The 17,621-nt window shown below is 62.3% G+C and carries 20 protein-coding genes; 14 read left to right on the top strand and 6 right to left on the bottom strand.

All coding sequences use genetic code 11. From position 1 onward, the window contains the following. Positions 1-63 precede the first annotated feature (63 nt). Together pheA and serC are read right to left on the bottom strand one after the other, a co-directional pair. On the bottom strand, positions 64-1,218 hold the full coding sequence (gene pheA / locus J2W94_RS04430; RefSeq protein WP_310090504.1) for a prephenate dehydratase: 1,155 nt from the start codon (positions 1,216-1,218) through the stop codon (positions 64-66). A gap of 103 nt (positions 1,219-1,321) precedes the next feature. After that, entirely contained in the window at positions 1,322-2,425 is a 1,104-nt protein-coding gene (serC, locus tag J2W94_RS04425; RefSeq protein ID WP_310090503.1) for a phosphoserine transaminase, read from the bottom strand. Between the two features lie 153 nt (positions 2,426-2,578). Between serC and msrP the strand changes: the two genes are divergently transcribed. Together msrP and msrQ are read left to right on the top strand one after the other, a co-directional pair. After that, positions 2,579-3,547, top strand: coding sequence for a protein-methionine-sulfoxide reductase catalytic subunit MsrP (gene msrP / locus J2W94_RS04420; RefSeq protein WP_310090502.1), 969 nt, complete (start codon positions 2,579-2,581; stop codon positions 3,545-3,547). Positions 3,548-3,661: 114 nt separating this feature from the next. Next, positions 3,662-4,291 carry a protein-methionine-sulfoxide reductase heme-binding subunit MsrQ gene (gene msrQ / locus J2W94_RS04415; RefSeq protein WP_310090501.1) on the top strand — a complete coding sequence of 210 codons (630 nt, stop codon included), beginning with the start codon at positions 3,662-3,664 and terminating at the stop codon, positions 4,289-4,291. Here msrQ and J2W94_RS04410 read toward each other — a convergent pair. Further along, on the bottom strand, positions 4,260-5,063 hold the full coding sequence (locus tag J2W94_RS04410; RefSeq protein WP_310091573.1) for an FHA domain-containing protein: 804 nt from the start codon (positions 5,061-5,063) through the stop codon (positions 4,260-4,262). The genes msrQ and J2W94_RS04410 overlap by 32 nt on opposite strands. Positions 5,064-5,164: 101 nt before the next feature. Here J2W94_RS04410 and J2W94_RS04405 point away from each other — a divergent pair, with 101 nt between their 5' ends. Continuing rightward, positions 5,165-5,440: a polyhydroxyalkanoic acid system family protein gene (locus J2W94_RS04405; protein ID WP_310090499.1), complete on the top strand. Its 276-nt coding sequence runs from the start codon at positions 5,165-5,167 to the stop codon at positions 5,438-5,440. Positions 5,441-5,501: 61 nt separating this feature from the next. Here J2W94_RS04405 and J2W94_RS04400 read toward each other — a convergent pair whose 3' ends face one another. Further along, a complete protein-coding gene (locus tag J2W94_RS04400) occupies positions 5,502-6,215 on the bottom strand; it encodes an FFLEELY motif protein (protein ID WP_310090498.1) in 714 nt (237 codons plus the stop codon). A 129-nt stretch (positions 6,216-6,344) separates the two neighbouring features. Here J2W94_RS04400 and J2W94_RS04395 point away from each other — a divergent pair, with 129 nt between their 5' ends. The 3 genes from J2W94_RS04395 to J2W94_RS04385 all read left to right on the top strand — a co-directional run bounded on the left by J2W94_RS04395 (position 6,345) and on the right by J2W94_RS04385 (position 9,457). After that, positions 6,345-7,640 (top strand): patatin-like phospholipase family protein, encoded by a 1,296-nt coding sequence (locus tag J2W94_RS04395; RefSeq protein WP_310090497.1) that lies wholly within the window; start codon positions 6,345-6,347, stop codon positions 7,638-7,640. 86 nt (positions 7,641-7,726) lie between these two features. Continuing rightward, a complete protein-coding gene (locus J2W94_RS04390; RefSeq protein WP_310090496.1) occupies positions 7,727-8,266 on the top strand; it encodes a phasin family protein in 540 nt (179 codons plus the stop codon). A gap of 216 nt (positions 8,267-8,482) precedes the next feature. Beyond that, entirely contained in the window at positions 8,483-9,457 is a 975-nt protein-coding gene (locus J2W94_RS04385) for a restriction endonuclease (RefSeq protein WP_310090495.1), read from the top strand. Between the two features lie 36 nt (positions 9,458-9,493). Here J2W94_RS04385 and J2W94_RS04380 read toward each other — a convergent pair whose 3' ends face one another. Then, positions 9,494-11,482 (bottom strand): SDR family oxidoreductase, encoded by a 1,989-nt coding sequence (locus J2W94_RS04380; protein WP_310090494.1) that lies wholly within the window; start codon positions 11,480-11,482, stop codon positions 9,494-9,496. A gap of 164 nt (positions 11,483-11,646) precedes the next feature. On the opposite strand from J2W94_RS04380, the gene J2W94_RS04375 reads away from it, so the two are divergent. The 8 genes from J2W94_RS04375 (at position 11,647) to arr (ending at position 17,044) form a co-directional block, all read left to right on the top strand. Continuing rightward, the gene (locus tag J2W94_RS04375) at positions 11,647-11,904 is read left to right on the top strand and encodes an acyl-CoA-binding protein (protein WP_310090493.1); all 258 of its coding nucleotides are present in this window, start codon (positions 11,647-11,649) and stop codon (positions 11,902-11,904) included. Positions 11,905-11,929: 25 nt separating this feature from the next. Continuing rightward, positions 11,930-12,556, top strand: coding sequence for a TetR/AcrR family transcriptional regulator (locus tag J2W94_RS04370; protein WP_310090492.1), 627 nt, complete (start codon positions 11,930-11,932; stop codon positions 12,554-12,556). A 35-nt stretch (positions 12,557-12,591) separates the two neighbouring features. Further along, positions 12,592-13,518, top strand: coding sequence for a DUF6929 family protein (locus J2W94_RS04365; protein ID WP_310090491.1), 927 nt, complete (start codon positions 12,592-12,594; stop codon positions 13,516-13,518). A 143-nt stretch (positions 13,519-13,661) separates the two neighbouring features. Further along, positions 13,662-14,057: a hypothetical protein gene (locus tag J2W94_RS04360; RefSeq protein ID WP_310090490.1), complete on the top strand. Its 396-nt coding sequence runs from the start codon at positions 13,662-13,664 to the stop codon at positions 14,055-14,057. Positions 14,058-14,214: 157 nt separating this feature from the next. After that, positions 14,215-14,682, top strand: a complete 468-nt coding sequence (locus J2W94_RS04355; protein ID WP_310091571.1) for a LuxR family transcriptional regulator — start codon at positions 14,215-14,217, stop codon at positions 14,680-14,682. A gap of 76 nt (positions 14,683-14,758) precedes the next feature. Further along, entirely contained in the window at positions 14,759-15,163 is a 405-nt protein-coding gene (locus J2W94_RS04350; RefSeq protein ID WP_310090489.1) for a VOC family protein, read from the top strand. 95 nt (positions 15,164-15,258) lie between these two features. Then, positions 15,259-16,395: a hypothetical protein gene (locus tag J2W94_RS04345; protein ID WP_310090488.1), complete on the top strand. Its 1,137-nt coding sequence runs from the start codon at positions 15,259-15,261 to the stop codon at positions 16,393-16,395. A gap of 247 nt (positions 16,396-16,642) precedes the next feature. After that, positions 16,643-17,044, top strand: a complete 402-nt coding sequence (arr, locus tag J2W94_RS04340; RefSeq protein ID WP_310090487.1) for an NAD(+)--rifampin ADP-ribosyltransferase — start codon at positions 16,643-16,645, stop codon at positions 17,042-17,044. A 107-nt stretch (positions 17,045-17,151) separates the two neighbouring features. On the opposite strand, the gene J2W94_RS04335 is transcribed toward arr, so the two are convergent. Next, the gene (locus tag J2W94_RS04335) at positions 17,152-17,571 is read right to left on the bottom strand and encodes a hypothetical protein (protein ID WP_310090486.1); all 420 of its coding nucleotides are present in this window, start codon (positions 17,569-17,571) and stop codon (positions 17,152-17,154) included. Between the last annotated feature and the right edge of the window lie 50 nt (positions 17,572-17,621).

The following is a 17,621-nucleotide window of genomic DNA, read 5'->3' as shown; positions in this document are numbered from 1 at the left end:
CCCCTGCGCTGCGCGCAAGGGAGGAGGCAGAAGCAGAGCCAAGTGCAGGAGCAGGATCAAGACTTAAGGCACCGCTACCGGATACGAACCCAACACCTTGATCTGGGCCGAATGCGCTTCCAATTCGGCCAGCGCCTTTTTCATCGATTCGTCCTCGACATGGCCGGCCAGGTCGATGAAGAATCCGTACTCCCACTTGGCATGATGCGAGGGCCGCGATTCGATGCGGTTCATGCTGATGCCGTGGCGCGCGAACGGACTCAGCACATTGAACAGCGCACCGGGCTGGTCGCGGATGAATACCAGCACCGAGGTGCGGTCATGGCCCGACGAGGGGAAGATCTGCCGGCCGATCACCAGGAAGCGCGTGGTGTTGTCGGCGTCGTCCTCGATCGAGGCCATTATGACCTTCTTCAGGCCGTAGACGTGGCCGGCGCTCTCGCCGGCGATGGCAGCCGCGTCGTCCGAATTGCGGGCGCGCCGCGCGCCTTCGGCGTTGCTGGAAACGGGGATCTTCTCGACCTTGGGCAGATTGGAGCGCAACCAGGAAGAAGTCTGCGCGAACGACTGCGGATGCGAGTAGATGCGCTCGATATCCTCGATGCGGCCGGTACGCGACAGCAGATACTGGTGCACGCGCAGCTCGACTTCTCCGCAGATCTTGAGGTTGGAGGTGAGGAACATGTCCAGGGTGACCTGGATGGTGCCTTGCCCCGAATTCTCCACCGGCACCACGCCGAAATCGGCGTTGCCGTTCTCCACTTCCTGGAATACTTCCTCGATGCTGGCCAGCGGCAGCCCGTGCGCGGAGCGGCCGAAGTGCTTCATCACCGCCTGCTGGCTGAAAGTGCCTTCCGGACCGAGGAAACCGACTTTCAAAGGCTCTTGCTGCGCCAGACAGGCGGACATGATTTCGCGGAATACATGCACCAGCACTTCATCGCTGAGCGGGCCTTCGTTGCGGTCCACCACCATGCGCAGCACCTGGGCCTCGCGCTCGGGGCGGTAATAGTCGACGGCGGCGGCGAGCTTGCCCTTGGCCTTGCCGACCTGCAGTGCGTACGCGGCGCGATCGGCGATCAGGCCCTGGATCTGACGGTCGATGCCGTCGATATGGGCGCGTACGTCGGCCAGAACCGGCGGCGAGACGGCGGCCTTGGCGGGTTTCTTCGCGGCCGGCTTGGCGACTTTCGCTGTTTTCTTGATTTTCGAGGCCATGGGTAATCCGATTACTTTGATCAATTTGGTCGTAGGCGCGACGTAAGTCGCGATGGAAATCACCTGCAATCGATTCGCGACTTACGTCGCTCCTACGAAAGCCTCATCCATTGCGTTTCTGGAAATCGTGCATGAAGCCGACCAGCGCCTGCGCGGCTTCTACCGGCAATGCGTTATACAACGAAGCACGCAGGCCGCCGACCGCCTTGTGGCCCTTCAGCGCCAGCAGGCCTGCCGCTTTCGACTCGGCCACGAAGCGCGCGGTCAGCGTCTCGTCCGGTAGGAAGTAAGGGATGTTCATGCGCGAACGCGCCTGCGGCACCACTTCGTTGCGGTAGAACCCGCCCGAAGCGTCGATGGCGTCGTACACCAGCTTCGACTTCAAGGCGTTGCGGCGCGCGAATTCGGCCACCCCGCCCTGCGCCAGCATCCACTTGAACACCAGTCCGGCCAGATACCAGTTCCAGGTCGGCGGCGTGTTGAGCATGGAGTCGCGTGCGGCATGCGAGCGGTAGTCGAAGATGTCCGCGCGCGGCTGGCCGCTGCGTTCCAGCAGATCGCGACGGATGATCACCACCGCCACGCCTACCGGACCCAGATTCTTCTGCGCGCCGGCGTAGATCACGCCGTACTTGGACACATCGATGGGTTCCGAGGCGATGCTGGAGCTGAAGTCGGCGAACAGCGGCACGCTGCCGACGTCCGGCGCGGCGCCTTTGCCGTCAACCGGCCTGAATTCGACGCCATGGATGGTTTCGTTGGCGGTGATGTGCACGTAAGCCGCGTCGGGCGTCAGCTTCCAACCGTCGCGCGCGGGAATGCTGCGAAAACCTTCCGGTTCGCCATCGGCGGCGATATTCACCTTGGCATACGGCGCGACTTGCTTGATCGCCGTCTTGCCCCAGTGGCCGGTGACCACGTAGTCGACGGTCTGGCCGGGCGCAGCGAAATTCAGGGCCAGCAGAGCCTGCTGGGTGGTGGCGCCCCCGGAGAGGAACAACACCGCGTAATTTTCCGGAATTCCGATCAGGGTCCGCAGGTCGGCTTCGGCCTCGGCGGCCACCGCGATGAAATCGGCGCTGCGATGGCTGATTTCCACGATCGAGGCGCCCACCCCATTCCAGTCGAGCATTTCCGCCTGGGCCTGCAGCAGTACTGATTCCGGCAAGGTGGCGGGGCCGGCACTGAAATTGAAGACGCGGGTCATGGTTAGCCTGCAAAGTGGACGCCTAGTATGCCGCAGCGCAGCACCCAGAGCAGTCCTGGTTTCAAACGTAACTTCTGCTGTCTGGATCGGGCGGCCGCGAAACCTTTTGCCGTGTGCCCGCCTCTATAGTTGGCAATCCCAAGGAACGCCACCATGCCACTCCGCGACGCACTGAAAATCCCCGCCAGCCAGATCACCGACGAGTCGGTCTACCGCGAGCGCCGCACGCTGCTGCAGGCCTTCGCCATGGCCCCGGCGTTGACCCTGGCCGGTTGCGCCGAAGCCGAGCCGCCCGCCGCCCCCAAGACCGTGGTCACCCCGGCGCAGGCGCGTTCGGGTTTCCGTACCACCGAGGAACTGACCAAGTTCGCCGACATCACCAGCTACAACAATTTCTACGAATTCGGCACCGGCAAGACCGACCCGTCCAACGCCGCCAAGACTCTGAAGACCAAGCCATGGTCGGTGGCGGTCGGCGGCGAATGCGCCAAGCCCGGACGCATCTCCATGGAAGACCTGATCAAGGGACTGACGCCGGAAGAGCGCATCTACCGGCTGCGTTGCGTGGAAGGTTGGTCGATGGTGATCCCGTGGCTGGGCGTGCCCTTGGGCGAGGTACTGAAGAAGTTCGCGCCGACTTCCAAGGCCAAGTATGTGGCCTTCACCACCTTGGCCGATCCCAGGCAGATGCCTGGCGTGCGCTACAACTCGATCAACTGGCCGTATCGCGAAGGCCTGCGCATCGACGAGGCGATGCATCCGCTGACCCTGCTGGCTACCGGTTTGTACGGCAAGCCGCTGCCGCAGCAGAACGGCGCGCCGCTGCGGCTGGTGGTGCCTTGGAAATACGGTTTCAAGAGCATCAAGTCGATCGTGGAGATCAAGTTCGTGGAAAAGATGCCGGAAACGGCCTGGCACGACCTGCAACCTTCCGAGTACGGCTTTTTCTCCAACGTCAATCCGGCTGTCGACCACCCGCGCTGGAGCCAGAAGACCGAGCGCCGCATCGCCGGCAATGCCAGCAAACTGTTCGCCGAGCGCATCCCCACCCAGCTCTTCAACGGCTACGCGGCGCAGGTGGCTTCGATGTATACCGGGCTCGATCTAAAAAAATGGTATTGACCCGAGCGCAGGGGCACGTAGGAGCGACGTAAGTCGCGAAGGGGGCTTCCTATAAATCCATCGCGACTTACGTCGCTCCTACGCGTTATCGATCCCGACCTACAACGGACTGCAATGGCCAAGACCTCCAGCGGCATCATCATCGCCAAAACCCTGGTGCACGTCGCCGCGCTGACGCCTGCCGCGATCCTGGCCTGGCAGTTCTACGATGTCTGGCAGACCAATAGCGACGCGCTGGGCGCCGACCCGGTGGCCGAGATCGAACACCGCCTCGGCCTGTGGGCGTTGCGCCTGCTGATGGTCGCCTTGGCGATCACCCCGCTGCGGCAACTGACCGGGCAGCCGGTGCTGATCCGTTTCCGCCGCATGCTAGGCCTGTACGCGTTCTTCTACGCCTGCCTGCACTTCGCCGCCTATCTAGGCCTCGACCTGCGCGGCTACTGGACGCAGATATTCGCCGAGATCGTGAAGCGCCCGTACATCACCGTGGGTTTCAGCGCCTGGCTGTTGCTGTTGCCGTTGGCCATCACTTCGACCAAGGGCTGGATCAAGCGCCTGGGGCGCAACTGGGGACGCCTGCACAAGCTGGTCTATGCCGCCGGCGTATTGGCCGTGCTGCATTTCTGGTGGCTGGTGAAATCCGACATCCGCGAACCGCTGTTGTACGCCGCGATCCTGGCGGTGCTGCTGGGCTGGCGCGCGTGGAAAGCCTTCAGCCGGCGCCGAACAGCAATAGCGCGCTGAGCATCGCAGCCAGGAACAGGGCCGCCAGCAACAACCATGGCCAGCGCCGCAGGGAGTGCAGCTTGGCCGGAGCGTAATCCGCGCCGGTTCCCTCCTGGACACTGTCGTCGGTGAATTCAGGGGCGTCGCCGGAGGCCTCCTGCCAGGGCACTTCCACCAAGAACCGGTGCTGGCTGCCGAATGCGACCTGGTCGCCGGACGCGAGCAAGGCATCGCGCACCGCAACGCCGTTGACCATGCTTCCGCTGGACGAGCCCAGATCGCGCAACAGCACGCGGTCTCCGCGACGTTCCAGTTGCGCATGACGGTCGGCAAAACCCGGATCGTCGATACGGATCGCCGCGTTGGGCGAAGCTCCGACCAGGCAGGGTTGCGACAGCGCGTAGGCGCGCCCATGGTGCTTGCCGCCCACGCCCCGGAGGACGATGCGCGGATCGCTGCCGTCGGCCGGATCGGCCGGCGGCACCGCGTCCAGACCCTGGTGCGAAGCCTGCACCAGGATTTCGGCGCCGTCGAGGTAAACCGTATCGCCGGCGCGCAAGAGCGCCATGCGTTGTACCGGCCTGCCGTTGACGTGGATGCCCCGGATACCCGAGGCCACCTGCAGCCACAAGCCGCGACGGTCCATGCAGAACTGGGCCAGCAAGGCGCCCTGAGCGTTATCGCCCACGCCGAGCAGGCCGCTGGCTTCGCGCACGATACGATGCACGCCGGTGACCAGCGCGCGATCGGGTTGTTGGCGGTTGCCGAAATGGAGTCTGAGGTTTTCCACGACGCGCGAGACTAACATGCCGCGTTGCGGCTTGGACTCGGCGGCAAGCTTGCGCACAATAAGCACAGCACAACAAGTCCAGTACAGCAGGAACCGAGCCCATGCCCAGCATCGACATCCACCACGAACACTCCAAGACGCCGAAACAGGCGCGCAAGGCGCTGGAAGACGTCGCCGAGAAACTGTCCGAACGCTTCGGCATGCAACACGAATGGGACGGCGACACGCTCACCTTCAACCGATCCGGCGTCGATGGAAAAATCAAACTGTCGCCGAAGAAACTGCACGTCACCGCGCAGCTCGGCTTCATGTTGTCGATGCTGAAGGATCCGATCGAATCCGAAATCAGGCGCGTGCTGAGCGAAAAATTCGACTGACGTAGGTCGGGGCTACGCCCCAGACGCTTCGGTGATCCGCGCGTCGGGGCGTAGCCCCGACCTACCTAAACGGATCGGGGTCGCCTTCGAACAGCCGCTCGGCCACTACGCGCTCGGATTCTTCGATATCGGCGACAAAAGCCTTGCCGTCGCCCAGCGCGGAGAAAGCGGCGAAGCCGCGCTCCAGGAAACCCTGAAGCTCCCCCAGCCCACTGGCCTTGGCCGGACCGCGCGACAGGCGCAGCAGCATGGAAACGCCGGGAGTGCGCACCGCCTTCGCCAGGCCCACGCCCACTCCCGAGATCAGATCGATCTGATGCACGCGCAACCGCGGGTGCCCCACCTGGCGATAAGCCTTTCCATACAACTCCGCGTCCAGCCGCTTGCGTGTAGGGGCGATGCGTTGCAGTGCTTCGGCCATGCGCAGATCCAGCGCATGGGTCACCGCCCCTAGCTCGATGCCGCCGGCGACCGTGCCCAATACCGCCGCAGGCAACAGGCGCTGCATCATGGGCACTACCTTGGCTATGTTCGCGTCGCGCCGGCTGAAATCGCGATCGCCGTAGACGTCGGTCAGGAAGAAAAGCGCCGCCGCGCGCCGCTGCGGGTCGTAAAGGAAATGCTCGAAGCTGTTTTCCAGCCGCTTGGTCTGCCAGCTGCGCAGGATCGGCAGCCAGCGCAACCGGTTGCGGGGTTCGCGTTCGGGGTCGTGGAGGGCCTGGTGACAGGCCAGGCGGCGTCCGAGCCGTTCGATGAGGGGGTTGCCGCGTGCCATGCACCGAATGATCGGGGGGCAAGGTACCCGATCGCAAGCTTCCACCCTACTTATTGCTATGGGGATAACGTTTACAAGCTCTAGAACTTGTCGGCTACACTCGGGCAGTTTTTCGCAGCCGGATTGTGCATGCTCTCATTACATAGCGCCCAGAAACGTGGCTCCGATGGCCGCATAGGCCTTGCCATCGCCGGCGGCGGCCCCATCGGCGGCATGTACGAACTGGGCGCATTGCGGGCTATGGACGAGGCGATGGATGGCCTGGACCTGACCCGCATGGATTGCTACGTGGGCGTCAGTTCCGGCGCTTTCCTCGCCGCCGGCCTGGCCAACCGGATGAGCACCGCCGAGATGTGCCGCATCTTCATCACCGGCACCAGCGACGATGCCGAGTTCCGCCCGGAGATATTCCTCAAGCCCAACGTAGGCGAGTACCTGCGCCGCGCCGCCACCCTGCCCCGCCTGTATGCCGACTGGGCGCGCCGGCTGATGCTCAATCCGCGCAAGGCCACACGCTTGTCGGACTTGATCCTGCGTTTCGGCGGGCTGGTGCCGACCGGCCTCTTCGACAGCGAGGGTGTGGAAAGCTTCCTGCGCGATGTATTCACCCGCCGCGGCCGCAGCAACGATTTCCGCACCCTCGGCGCCGACTTGTTCGTGGTGGCGGTGGACCTGGACAGCGGCGAAGCCGTGCGCTTCGGCGAAAAAGGCTGGGACGGCGTGCCCATTTCGCAAGCCGTGCAGGCCAGCTCCGCATTGCCGGGCCTGTATTCCCCGGTGCAGATCAACGGCCGCCATTTCCTGGATGGCGCCCTGCGCCGGACCATGCATGCTTCCACCGTGCTGGAACGCGGCATCGACCTGATGATCGGCATCAATCCGCTGGTGCCCTTCGACGCCGGCAATGCCGCGCCGCAGGCCGGCGAGGAAGAGCGGCGCGGACTGGCCAGCGGCGGCCTGCCTGCCGTGCTGTCGCAGACCCTGCGCACCCTGCTGCAATCGCGCATGCAGATCGGCATGGAGAAATACCCGCACCAGTTCCCCAACATCGACCAGCTGGTGTTCGAGCCGAACGCAGAAGACAGCGAACTGTTCTTCACCAATCTCTTCAGCTTCTCCGCGCGCCACCGGGTCTGCCAGCTCGCCTATCGCAATACCCTGGCCGACCTGCGCAAACGCGCCGACGTGCTGCGGCCGATGCTGGCCGCGCACGGCATCGGCCTGCGCGACGAAATCATCAACGACCGCCACCGTTCGCTACTGGATGGCCTGGATGTCGCCCCGCGCATGACCGAAACGACCGCGCGCCTGCGACGCGCGCTCGACGACGTCGACCAAGTGGTGGCCAAGCGCCGCGCGCGGCGTACCGCCCCTGCGTTGAAATCGACCGGCCGAGTTGGCGGCAAGGCGAGTCCACGCGCTTAGGCGACGCGCTCACGGGTGGTGTGAAAGCTCTAGACAAGCAGGCGATTCTTCGGCTTCCTCAATCATTCGATTTGTCGACGGAACCCATGGCCAAGCTGAAGAAAACCGCGCGCAAGACCACCTCCGCGAACAACCCCAACCTGCAGGCGCAGGCAGAACGTCTTTCCAAGAACCTCGGCGAATCGGCGCAGCAAGTGTGGCTTGCTGGCGTCGGCGCCTTCGGCCGCGCCCAGGCCGAAGGCAACAAACTTTTTGAAACGCTGGTGAAGGAAGGCCTCTCGGTCGAACAACTCACCCGCAAGGTCGCGGGCGGCAAGGTCGGCGCGGTACGCGATGCGGTCGAGAGCAAGGTCGGCCAGGCGCGCGAACGGGCCTCCGACACCTGGGACCGCCTGGAAAAGGTGTTCGAGGAACGCGTGCAGCGCGCGCTGCGCCGCCTGGAAGTGCCCAGCCGCGAAGACCTCAGCGCCCTGATCGACCGCGTGGATTCGTTGAATGGCGAATTGCGCAAGCTGGGCGGTGGCGCCGCGCCGCGCAAGAGCGCCGCGAAAAAGGCCGTGGCCAAGAAATCCGTTGCGAAAAAGGCCGCCCCGGCCAGGAAGAACACGAGCAAATCCGCCAAATAAGCAGCAGCTAAACTACGGCACACACCGTTCCCAAAAAATTGTTGCAAGGCACCATATAAAACGTAACAATCGTTACTAGCCCGCCAGTCCACCCGAAGTACGTATGCTCCCCTCCCCTTACGACTTCGGACTGGCGGGCTTTTTCGTGCCCGCAAATCGGTGTCGCCGGACGCTGGCGTAGAATGTGAGATTCCTCAGGTCCGTTGAAAGGTAATCATGCCCGCTTGGTTGTTCGGATCGGTCATTACGCTGCTCGTGGGTGCCGTTACCACCGCTTACCTCTGGCTGATCCGTCGCCGCGACGATGAAACCGCCGCGGGCCTACTGGCGCTTGCCGGGATGCGCTGGCGCGATTTCTCCCGCCTGATTCTGGAAGCCATGGAATTGCGCGGGCTGGAGCGGATTCCTACCGCCCATGAAGACAATCAGGAGCACAGCGCCAGTTTCCTGCTCTCTGGCGAAGGCAAGCAGCTGTTGCTGGCCTGTAAGCATGGCTCCGCCTATCGCATCGGTTCTGCCGCAGTCGACGAATTCGCCTCGGAGATACGCCTGAGGGGCGTCCAGGGCGGGATTCTGGTGACCGAGGGCGTGCTGGACAAAGGCGGCGTCGAAAAAGCCGGCCGGCATAACATCGAAGTGATCGATGGTCCGCTGCTCTGGCCGACCGTCAAGCCGATGGTGGAAGGAAACCTGCAGCGTCGCATCGCCGGCAACGCCGCGGCCAGGGCGCGCCGCCATATCGGCATCGCTTGGCTGGGGGCGGTCACCCTGGGATTGGCGTCGACGCTGGCCTTCCCCGGCAGACTGGCTCCGGTATCGGATGCTCCTGTTCTTGCAGCGCCCACCGCAAACCCCAGCAAGCCCACAGCAGTGCCCAGCCCGTTGGCGGCGCCCAAAGCCGCGACGCCCCCGGCCCCCGCCGCACCAGCAGCTGCGGTTACCGAAGCCGACACCGAAAAGCATCGCGCGGAAATCTCCAGGAAACTGTCCAGGACGCCAGGCATCATCCGCGGCGTATGGATTTCGCGGTCCACATTGTCCGTGGACCGTGCGGTCGCCGAAGAGGCCGCCTGGCCGCTGGTCTGCGACCAACTGAGGGCCTACCCCGATCTGGAGCTGACCCGGGTGCAGATGAATCCGCCGCAGGGCAGCGCCGAGCAAGTGCGTTGGCGGCAGTGCGAATCGCTTTGAAGCGAAACTGAGCGACCGACTGGCGGGCCGTTCGGCCTACCAGTGCACTCCGCGCATCAACGAGGCGAATGCGATCTGTTCCTGGCTGGGCGCCGATTCCTTCAGCGCCTTGCGGTCGCCCTTGGCCGCCGCCGAGTCGGGGAACAGTTCGAACGCAGTGCTCATGATCACCTCGTAGGCCTTCGGCGCCACCGCATTGACCAGGGCCGAGAAGATGCCCAGGCGCGTGGCGATGCGGCTCGGCTTCTCGATGATCGCCTTGACCAGCAGGTCTGCGGCTTCTTCCGGCGACAGCGTGGGCACGCTGTCGTACATCTTGGTCGGCGCGATCATCGGCGTCTTCACCAACGGCATGTTGATGGTGGTGAAGCTGATGCCCTTGCCCGACAGCTCGCCCTGCGCGCAGCGACTGAAAGCGTCCAGCGCCGCCTTCGACGCCACGTACGCCGAGAACCGCGGCGAACTGGCCAGCACGCCGATGGAGCTGATGTTGATGATGTGGCCCTTGCGGCGATGGGTCATGGTGGGCATGAAGCCCATGATCAGGCGGATGCTGCCGAAATAGTTCAGCTGCATGGTGCGCTCGAAATCGTGGAAGCGATCGTAGCTGGCTTCGATCGAACGGCGGATCGAGCGGCCGGCGTTGTTGATCAGGATATCGACGTGGCCGTGCTCCTCCAGCACCAGCTTCACCAGACGGTCGCAGTCGGCCATGTCCGCCAGATCCGCGGTGTAGGCGAAGACCTTGCCGCCCGCCTTCTTCATCTCATCGCGGGCTTTGAACAGTTCCTCCTCGCCACGCGCGACGATCACGGTGATCGCACCGGCCTCGGCAACGCGCTGGGCGGTCGACAGGCCGATGCCCGACGACCCGCCGGTGATCACCACTACCTTGTTGCGGACCTTGCCCTTCAGGGTTCGGTCGATGAACAGATCCGGGTCCAGGTGCCGTTCCCAGTAGTCCCACAACCGCCATGCATAACCTTCCAGCTTGGGCACCGCGATGCCCGAACCCTTGAGCGCCCGCTCGGCCTCGCGGCTGTCGAAGCGCGTGGGATAGGTGATGAACTTCAGCACTTCCTTCGGAATCTTGAAGTCGCGCAGCAGCATGCCGATGAAGCGCTTCACCGGCGGCAGGTTGCCGACCGCGCCGCGAATGCCGCTGGGCACGAAGGCGAACATGCGCGCATCGATGCGCATGGTCATCTCCGGCGCGTGGCCGGCGCGGCAGAAAGTGTTCAGCACTTCGCCCACGCGTAGCGGCTCGGGATCGGTCAGGTGGAAGGTGTGGCTGTCCAGCTTGGGCTTGTGCGCGATGTGGTCCATGGCGTCGGCCACATAGTCCACGGGCACGATATTGATGCGGCCGCCCTCGATGCCCAGCACCGGCATCCACGCCGGCAGGATCTCGCGCAGCTTCTTGATCAGGGTGAAGAAGTAATAAGGCCCGTCGATCTTGTCGATCTCGCCGGTCTGCGAATGCCCCACGACCATGCCGGGACGGTAGATGCGCCACTTGATGCGTTTCTCGTTGCGGACCAATCCTTCGGAATCGTGCTTGGTGCGCAGGTAGGGATCGTCCAGGCCTTCGGCCTCGTCGAACATGTCTTCGCGGAAGATGCCCGGATACAGGCCGGCGGCCGCGATCGAACTGGTGTGGTGGAACACCCCGGCCTTGATCGTCGCTGCCAGGTCCAACGCATGCTGGGTGCCGTCGATATTGGCGGCGCGCTGCGCTTCGGCGCTGGCTGCCAGGTCGTAGATGGCGGCCAGATGAAAGAAATGCTTCACCTTTCCCGACAGCGTGCGCACCTGGGTGGGCGTGAGTCCGCACTTGGCCTTGGTCATGTCGCCGTAGACCACGCTGACGCGCTTGAGGTCCCACCCCGCTTTCTTGGCGATGGCGTCGAATTTCTTCTGCGAATCCTTGCGGACCAGGACGTACACGGTTCCGCTGCGCTTGAGCAGATTGGTGACCAGGTAGCGGCCGATGAATCCCGTGGCGCCGGTGACGAAATAACTCATATGCGGTCTATCCCTGGTGTTTGGGCGCGGCCCCTCCGCTGCGCCCCTGCGGCCTAAGTTGCCAGAGATGGCGCTATTCGACAATGCCGTCACATGGCGGACGGCATTGACCCATCCTGCCCCGCGTGGTGTGATGCGCGCGATCACTGGGAGGGATCTTTACAATGGCAGATCTGAAAAGCAGCTTCGAACAGGCGTCCAAGGCGATCCAGGGCCTGTCCGAGCGACCGGACAACGACACTCTCCTCCGCCTGTATGCGCTCTACAAGCAGGGTTCGGAAGGCGACGTCAGCGGCGACAAGCCGGGATTCTTCGATTTCGTCGGCACCGCCAAATACGAGGCCTGGGCCAAGCTCAAGGGCACCGCGCAGGAAGAGGCGCAGAAGAAATACGTGGATCTGGTGAAGAAGCTGACCGCCTGACCGCCCAGCGCCGAATCCGACCCTGGTGGCACGCGACACGCGCCAACGCATCCTCGATGCCTCGCTTGCGATGTTCAACACGCAGGGCGAACCGCATGTCACCACCAACCACATCGCCGACGAGCTGGAAATAAGCCCGGGCAATCTGTACTACCACTTCCGCAACAAGGACGACATCATCGAGCAGTTGTTCGCGCGCTATGAAGAGCGCATGGACGCCGCGTTGGCGACGCCGTCCGGGCGTCTGCCGGGACTGGAGGACATCTGGCTGCAGCTGCACTTGGTGTTCGAGTGCATTTGGGACTACCGGTTCCTGTATCGCGACCTGGTGGAAATCCTCAGCCGCAACCGGCGCATCCGCATGCGCTTCGCACGCATCCTCAAGCGCGCCGACGACAGCGCGCACACGGTGATGCGGGGCATGTCCCAGGCGGGAATCATGCGCGCCTCGGCCGCGGAACTGGCCGGAACCGCCACCAACGTGCTGGTCATCGCCACTTTCTGGCTCAACTACGCCGCCGCCCGTGGCGACAAGGACGAGCAGGTCGCCATTCGCCACGGCATCGTGCAGGTGATGATGCTGCTGGCTCCGTTCCTGCGCGATGCGGAGCGGGTGCATCTGAATACCTTGACGCAGGCTTATCTGGACTAGACCGCGTCCGGACTAGACCACGTTTGGACTAGAGCATGGTCGTGACCACAAGATTCATTCGCGAGCTGGCGCTCGCATCGCCATCGGATGCGGACAACGCCCGACACATCAGCGCGGCGAGCGGCATGGTTGTCGTCGGCAAGTTCCTCTACGTAATTGCGGACGACGAGCTGCACCTGGGGGTGTTCGACGGAAACGGAGCCGGTGCCGGCTCCCTGGCCCGACTTTTCCCGGGTGAACTCCCCGATAGTGCTGCCGAGCGCAAAGCGCTCAAGCCGGACCTCGAAGCGCTGGTCCGATTGCCGAGCTTTCCCGGCTATCCGCACGGCGCTCTGTTGGCGCTTGCTTCCGGGTCCAAGCCTAACCGGCGCACCGGCGCCTTACTGAAACTGGACGAACCCGGGCGTATTGCTGGAGAGCCTCGCCCGTACGACCTGACGTTCCTCTACTCATCGCTGGAGAGCAGATTTCCCGCGTTGAATATCGAAGGCGCCGTGGTGCTCGGGGATGAGCTGATCCTTCTCCAGCGCGGAAGCAAGGCGCAACCGGAAAGCGCGCTGATCTCGTTTCCTCTGCGCGAAATTTTCCGCGCGGCGAATCCCGAAGCTGAGAACGTCTCTCCGATCGCCGCAAGCCGCGTCCAGAGTTTCGATCTAGGCGCGATCGAAGGCGCCCCGCTCTCTTTCACCGATGGCGCGGCTCTGCCTGACGGACGCATCGTGTTCAGCGCAGTGGCGGAAAACACGGAAGACAGCTACCTGGATGGCCCTTGCCTGGGCGCCGCCATCGGAATCATCGGAGCCGATGGTCGTGTGGAAACCATGCTTCGGCTCGAACCTATCGAAAAGGTCGAAGGCATCCATGCGACAGTTCAAGGCGACCGCATATGTCTGCTTCTGGTAACCGATGCGGACGATGCAAGCGTCCCGGCGAAACTGCTAGGCGTCGGGATTCCTGCCTGACTCCAATAGAAATCGCCCGGCCATCGCGGGCGGTCATGTGTTTTTCTGTGACAACCCGAACTCTGATTGACAGGGCTCCTGGACCTTACCCAGAATCCGCCCTACGCCTCACTTTTTGGCCTAACTCTAGTTAGGCATCACATATGGACTATCCCAACTCTCTGGATCCAAAAATGGTTGGTGAGTATCCCGCCTTAGCTAAGGCCGGCGGCGGTTACTTCTTTGACCATGTACTTGAGTATCGTGTGTGGTGCCACCCTGATCCGGATGCACCAGACGATGAAGATGGATCAGATTATTACTATGCTTTTGAGTCCTATTCCGAGGCTTTGGAGTTCTCAAAAAGCACAGCTCTTGCTGAGGAACCGCTCGCGCTGATTCGCCAGCTTGAGTGGATAGACGAGCCAAAGCAGGGTACCTACATCCACGAACGAGGTGAAAGAATTGCCGAGTGGCGAGCGGAGTGGTTAAGTCGCGGCTCAAGGACTCCCGGTGCTATTGAAGCTTTCATTCGGGCACGCTCCGAGAGTAATGCCTAACAATTCATTCAAGCCATACTCGCTTCGCGAATCGGATTAATTCAGACGTTGAGGCTCCATTAACAGCATCGCTCACTCAGTCAGCACAAGATTTGGCCAGGGAAGTAACGTCGAATCTCTAACAGGAGGTCACATGAAAGCAATATTCGTTGCGTTGCTGGCTGTCGTTATGCTCCAAGTCATACCCACATTCGCTGCACCGACGGCGGAGTCGCCATTGTTAGGCCGTTGGACTCTGGATATAGGCACCTTGCCGATGCCACCAGAAGCGCGACCGAAGAGCGTCACTCTGGATTTCCGTGATGCGGCTGGCGGCAAGTTGACGACTCGCGCCGAGATAGTCGACCAGAGCGACAATAAGATGCACGCGGAATCCACCCTGTCTCTAGATGGTACGCCTGGGCGAGCGTCCGGTACCTATTGGGTCGACGTTCTCGCCGCGAAGATGCCCGCTCCAAACGTGCTGGTAATGCAGTTTGTCTATGAAGGAATTCCAAGATCCACGCGGGTTTACTCGGTGAGTGCGGATGGCAGGGTCTTGACCGAGACCGAGGCATATTTCAAAGAAGATGGGACCCCGGTGATGCGCACCGCTTTTTTCACTCGCGCGCCTGGCCAGTCCTAATAATTCATTCGAGCCGTCGCCGCGTCGCGGCTTGGCTATGTCAGGCGTTAGACGACTCAACAAACTGGAAGCTACGATGGCAAAGATTACCGGAATTGGCGGCGTCTTCTTGAAGTGCAAGGGCGATAGCGCCGCGCTGGCGGCGTGGTATCAGAAGCACTTGGGCATGCAGCTGGAAAGCTGGGGCGGCGCCGTACTCAAATGGCCGGACGACAAGGCTGAAGATCTGGGTCTGACTGTGTGGAATCTCGCGGATAAGGACAGTCAGTGGTTCAGTCCCAGCGACTCTTCCTTCATGATCAACTATCGGGTCGACAACCTCGATGAAATGCTTGCGCAACTGCAGGCCGCCGGCGTGGCAATCGTTAGCGGTCCGGAGTCGCACGAGAACGGCAAGTTCGCATGGATCATGGACCCGGATGGGAACAAGGTGGAGCTTTGGGAGCCGATGCTCTGGGACGACAAGAACAAAGGCGCCTGAAGTCCTTGCCTACATCGCCCAACAACTCATTCGACCCGAACCCGGTTTCCGGCGCGGCTCAATTCAGGCATTAGCACCCGAAGGAAGTGTCTTGCATGATCTGGACGAAAAAAAGCCGCATCACGGCGCTAACGCTAGCTTTCGGCCTTATTGCAGGTTGCGGAAGCGCACCGCCAGCCGCTCAGCGCACTCCAACGCAGAGTCGCTTGCCAGTAGTGGATAGCGGCACGCTAGATAACGCACCTTATCGAGTGGACATTCCCGCCAATTGGAACGGCGGCCTGGTGATGCTGCTACACGGGTACGAGCCAAAGGGCGTTCCCCGTACGACGCCCTGGCCTCAGAACGAGGCGGCCCCCATTTTCCTATCCCAAGGCTATGCGGTTGCCGCAAGCGCCTATGCATCCCAAGGCTGGTCCGTGGCCGATGCAGTACCGGACAACGAGCGGCTTCGCTCGTACTTCGAAGGAAAGTACGGGGATTCCCGCCGAACCTATCTCGTTGGATTCTCATTGGGCGGTCACATTGCGCTCGCCAGTTTGGAAAACTACGGCTCTCTCTACGATGGCGCGCTATCGCTATGCGGGGTCAATACTCCTGCGGCAAGCGCCTTCAATGATGCGGTTCTTCCGTCACTCGTGGCATTCGATTATTTCTTTCCCGGGGTTATGGGGCTCGCCTCCGGAGGCCTTTCCGATCCGGCATCGCCGGCCATGCTGGACCCAGAAGCGATCGAATCCGCGCTGAAAGCGAACGAGCAAGCTGCTGGAATTCTATCGAGGCGCCTGGAGATTGCGAGAGCCGCTCTTCCAGGCGCACTGATGCTGAATTACATGGTGCTGCGCGAGATGCAAGCGCGAACGGGAGGGTTTCCTGCGGACAACAGGGCTACGGTCTACTCGGGCTTTGGAGACGATGCCGCCTTCAATAAAGCGGTGCGCCGTTATTCTGGCGATCAAAATGCCATGAAGTATCTTGCCGATCATGCCGATCTCACCGGTCGCGTCGGAAAGCCGCTGGTTCTTCAATCCAACAACGATGATCCTACGATTCCCAAACGACTCACCACTATCTATCCGGCGTTGGCCGCCGCGGCTGGCCGCTCCGATCGAGTGGTCGTACTACCCTCAGCGGGCGAAGGACACTGCGGCTTCGCACCCGAGCAAATTCGAAGCGCCTTCGAAACACTCATCAGCTGGGTCGATAGCGGCTATCGTCCTGCGGGCCCATAAGGCGGGCGTCAACCATTCACCCGAGCCGAAGCCGCTTCGCCGGCCGGCTTAGTTCACGCGCTAAGTGCCTCAATGAAAGCTGCGCTTCCTGCGTGGCGGGAGGTTCTGAGGCGGCCAAAATAAAAAAGGGAGGCGCCGCGCGCCTCCCCACAATCAATTTATACAACACAGGGGGGCTTGCGGCAAGCCCCTGGGCGTAATGCAGCATCGCCGGCCTGTCGACATGACAGGAAACCGGAGTGAAGCGATGACCGATTCCCAAACGTACTACCACGGCACAAAGGCCGACCTGAAAGTAGGTGACCTGATCGGACCGGGCTATGCCTCCAACTATGGCAAAAGGAAACAGGCGGCTTTCGTTTACCTGAGCGCCACGCTAGATGCGGCCACCTGGGGAGCCGAACTGGCCGTTGGCTCGGGGCGTGGCAGGATCTACATCGTGGAACCCACGGGATCCATTGAAGACGATCCGAACCTGACGAACAAGAAATTCCCCGGAAATCCTACAAAGTCATACCGTTCTCGGGATCCGTTTCGCATCATCGGCGAGGTCATGGATTGGACGGGTCACTCCCCCGAGCAGCTCAAGGAAATGCACGATAATCTTGAGAAGCTCAAGCAGCGTGGTATCGAGGCGATCGAGGAATGAAGGTGGTTCTGCCATCCAACAACTCATGCAGACCTTAGGCCCCAACACCTCAGACGAAAACGCCCCGCATTGCGGGGCGTTTTCTTATTGCCGTAAGTCGATCTTACTTAGCTGCGCGCCTTGCGCACCGTGCGCTTCGCAGCCGGTTTGCGAACCGGCGTAGCGCGTGCGCGTTTGGCGACCGCCTTCTTCGCGGGCTTGCGGCCACGCGTGGTTTTCTTGGTTTGGGGCTTCAGGCCCAGCTTGACCAGCACCGGTGCCAGACGGGCTTCGACCTCCGCGCTGAACTGACTGGCCTTGGCCTCGCCCTGTTCGCGCACGCTGGCGATACCGTCCAGCACATTGGCCTGCGCCTCGTTGGCGAACTTGTTGGCCTGCTTCTTCAACGCCTCCACCTTGGCGACGGCGTCGTTGGCGGCATTCAGGGTTTCGCGGCGGGCGACGACGACTGCGCCCAGGCCGGCGAGCCACAGGTGACGCAGGGTGGTTTCCTGCACCTTGGATTTGGTTTTCTTCTTGGCGGCCATGGGGGCTCCGGAGTACCGGCCCCGATGGCCGGTTTACACAGTGGATACTG

This window comes from Pseudoxanthomonas sacheonensis (genome assembly GCF_031455975.1).
Lineage (GTDB): Bacteria > Pseudomonadota > Gammaproteobacteria > Xanthomonadales > Xanthomonadaceae > Pseudoxanthomonas_A > Pseudoxanthomonas_A sacheonensis_A.
This window is presented reverse-complemented; position numbering and strand designations above follow the sequence as displayed.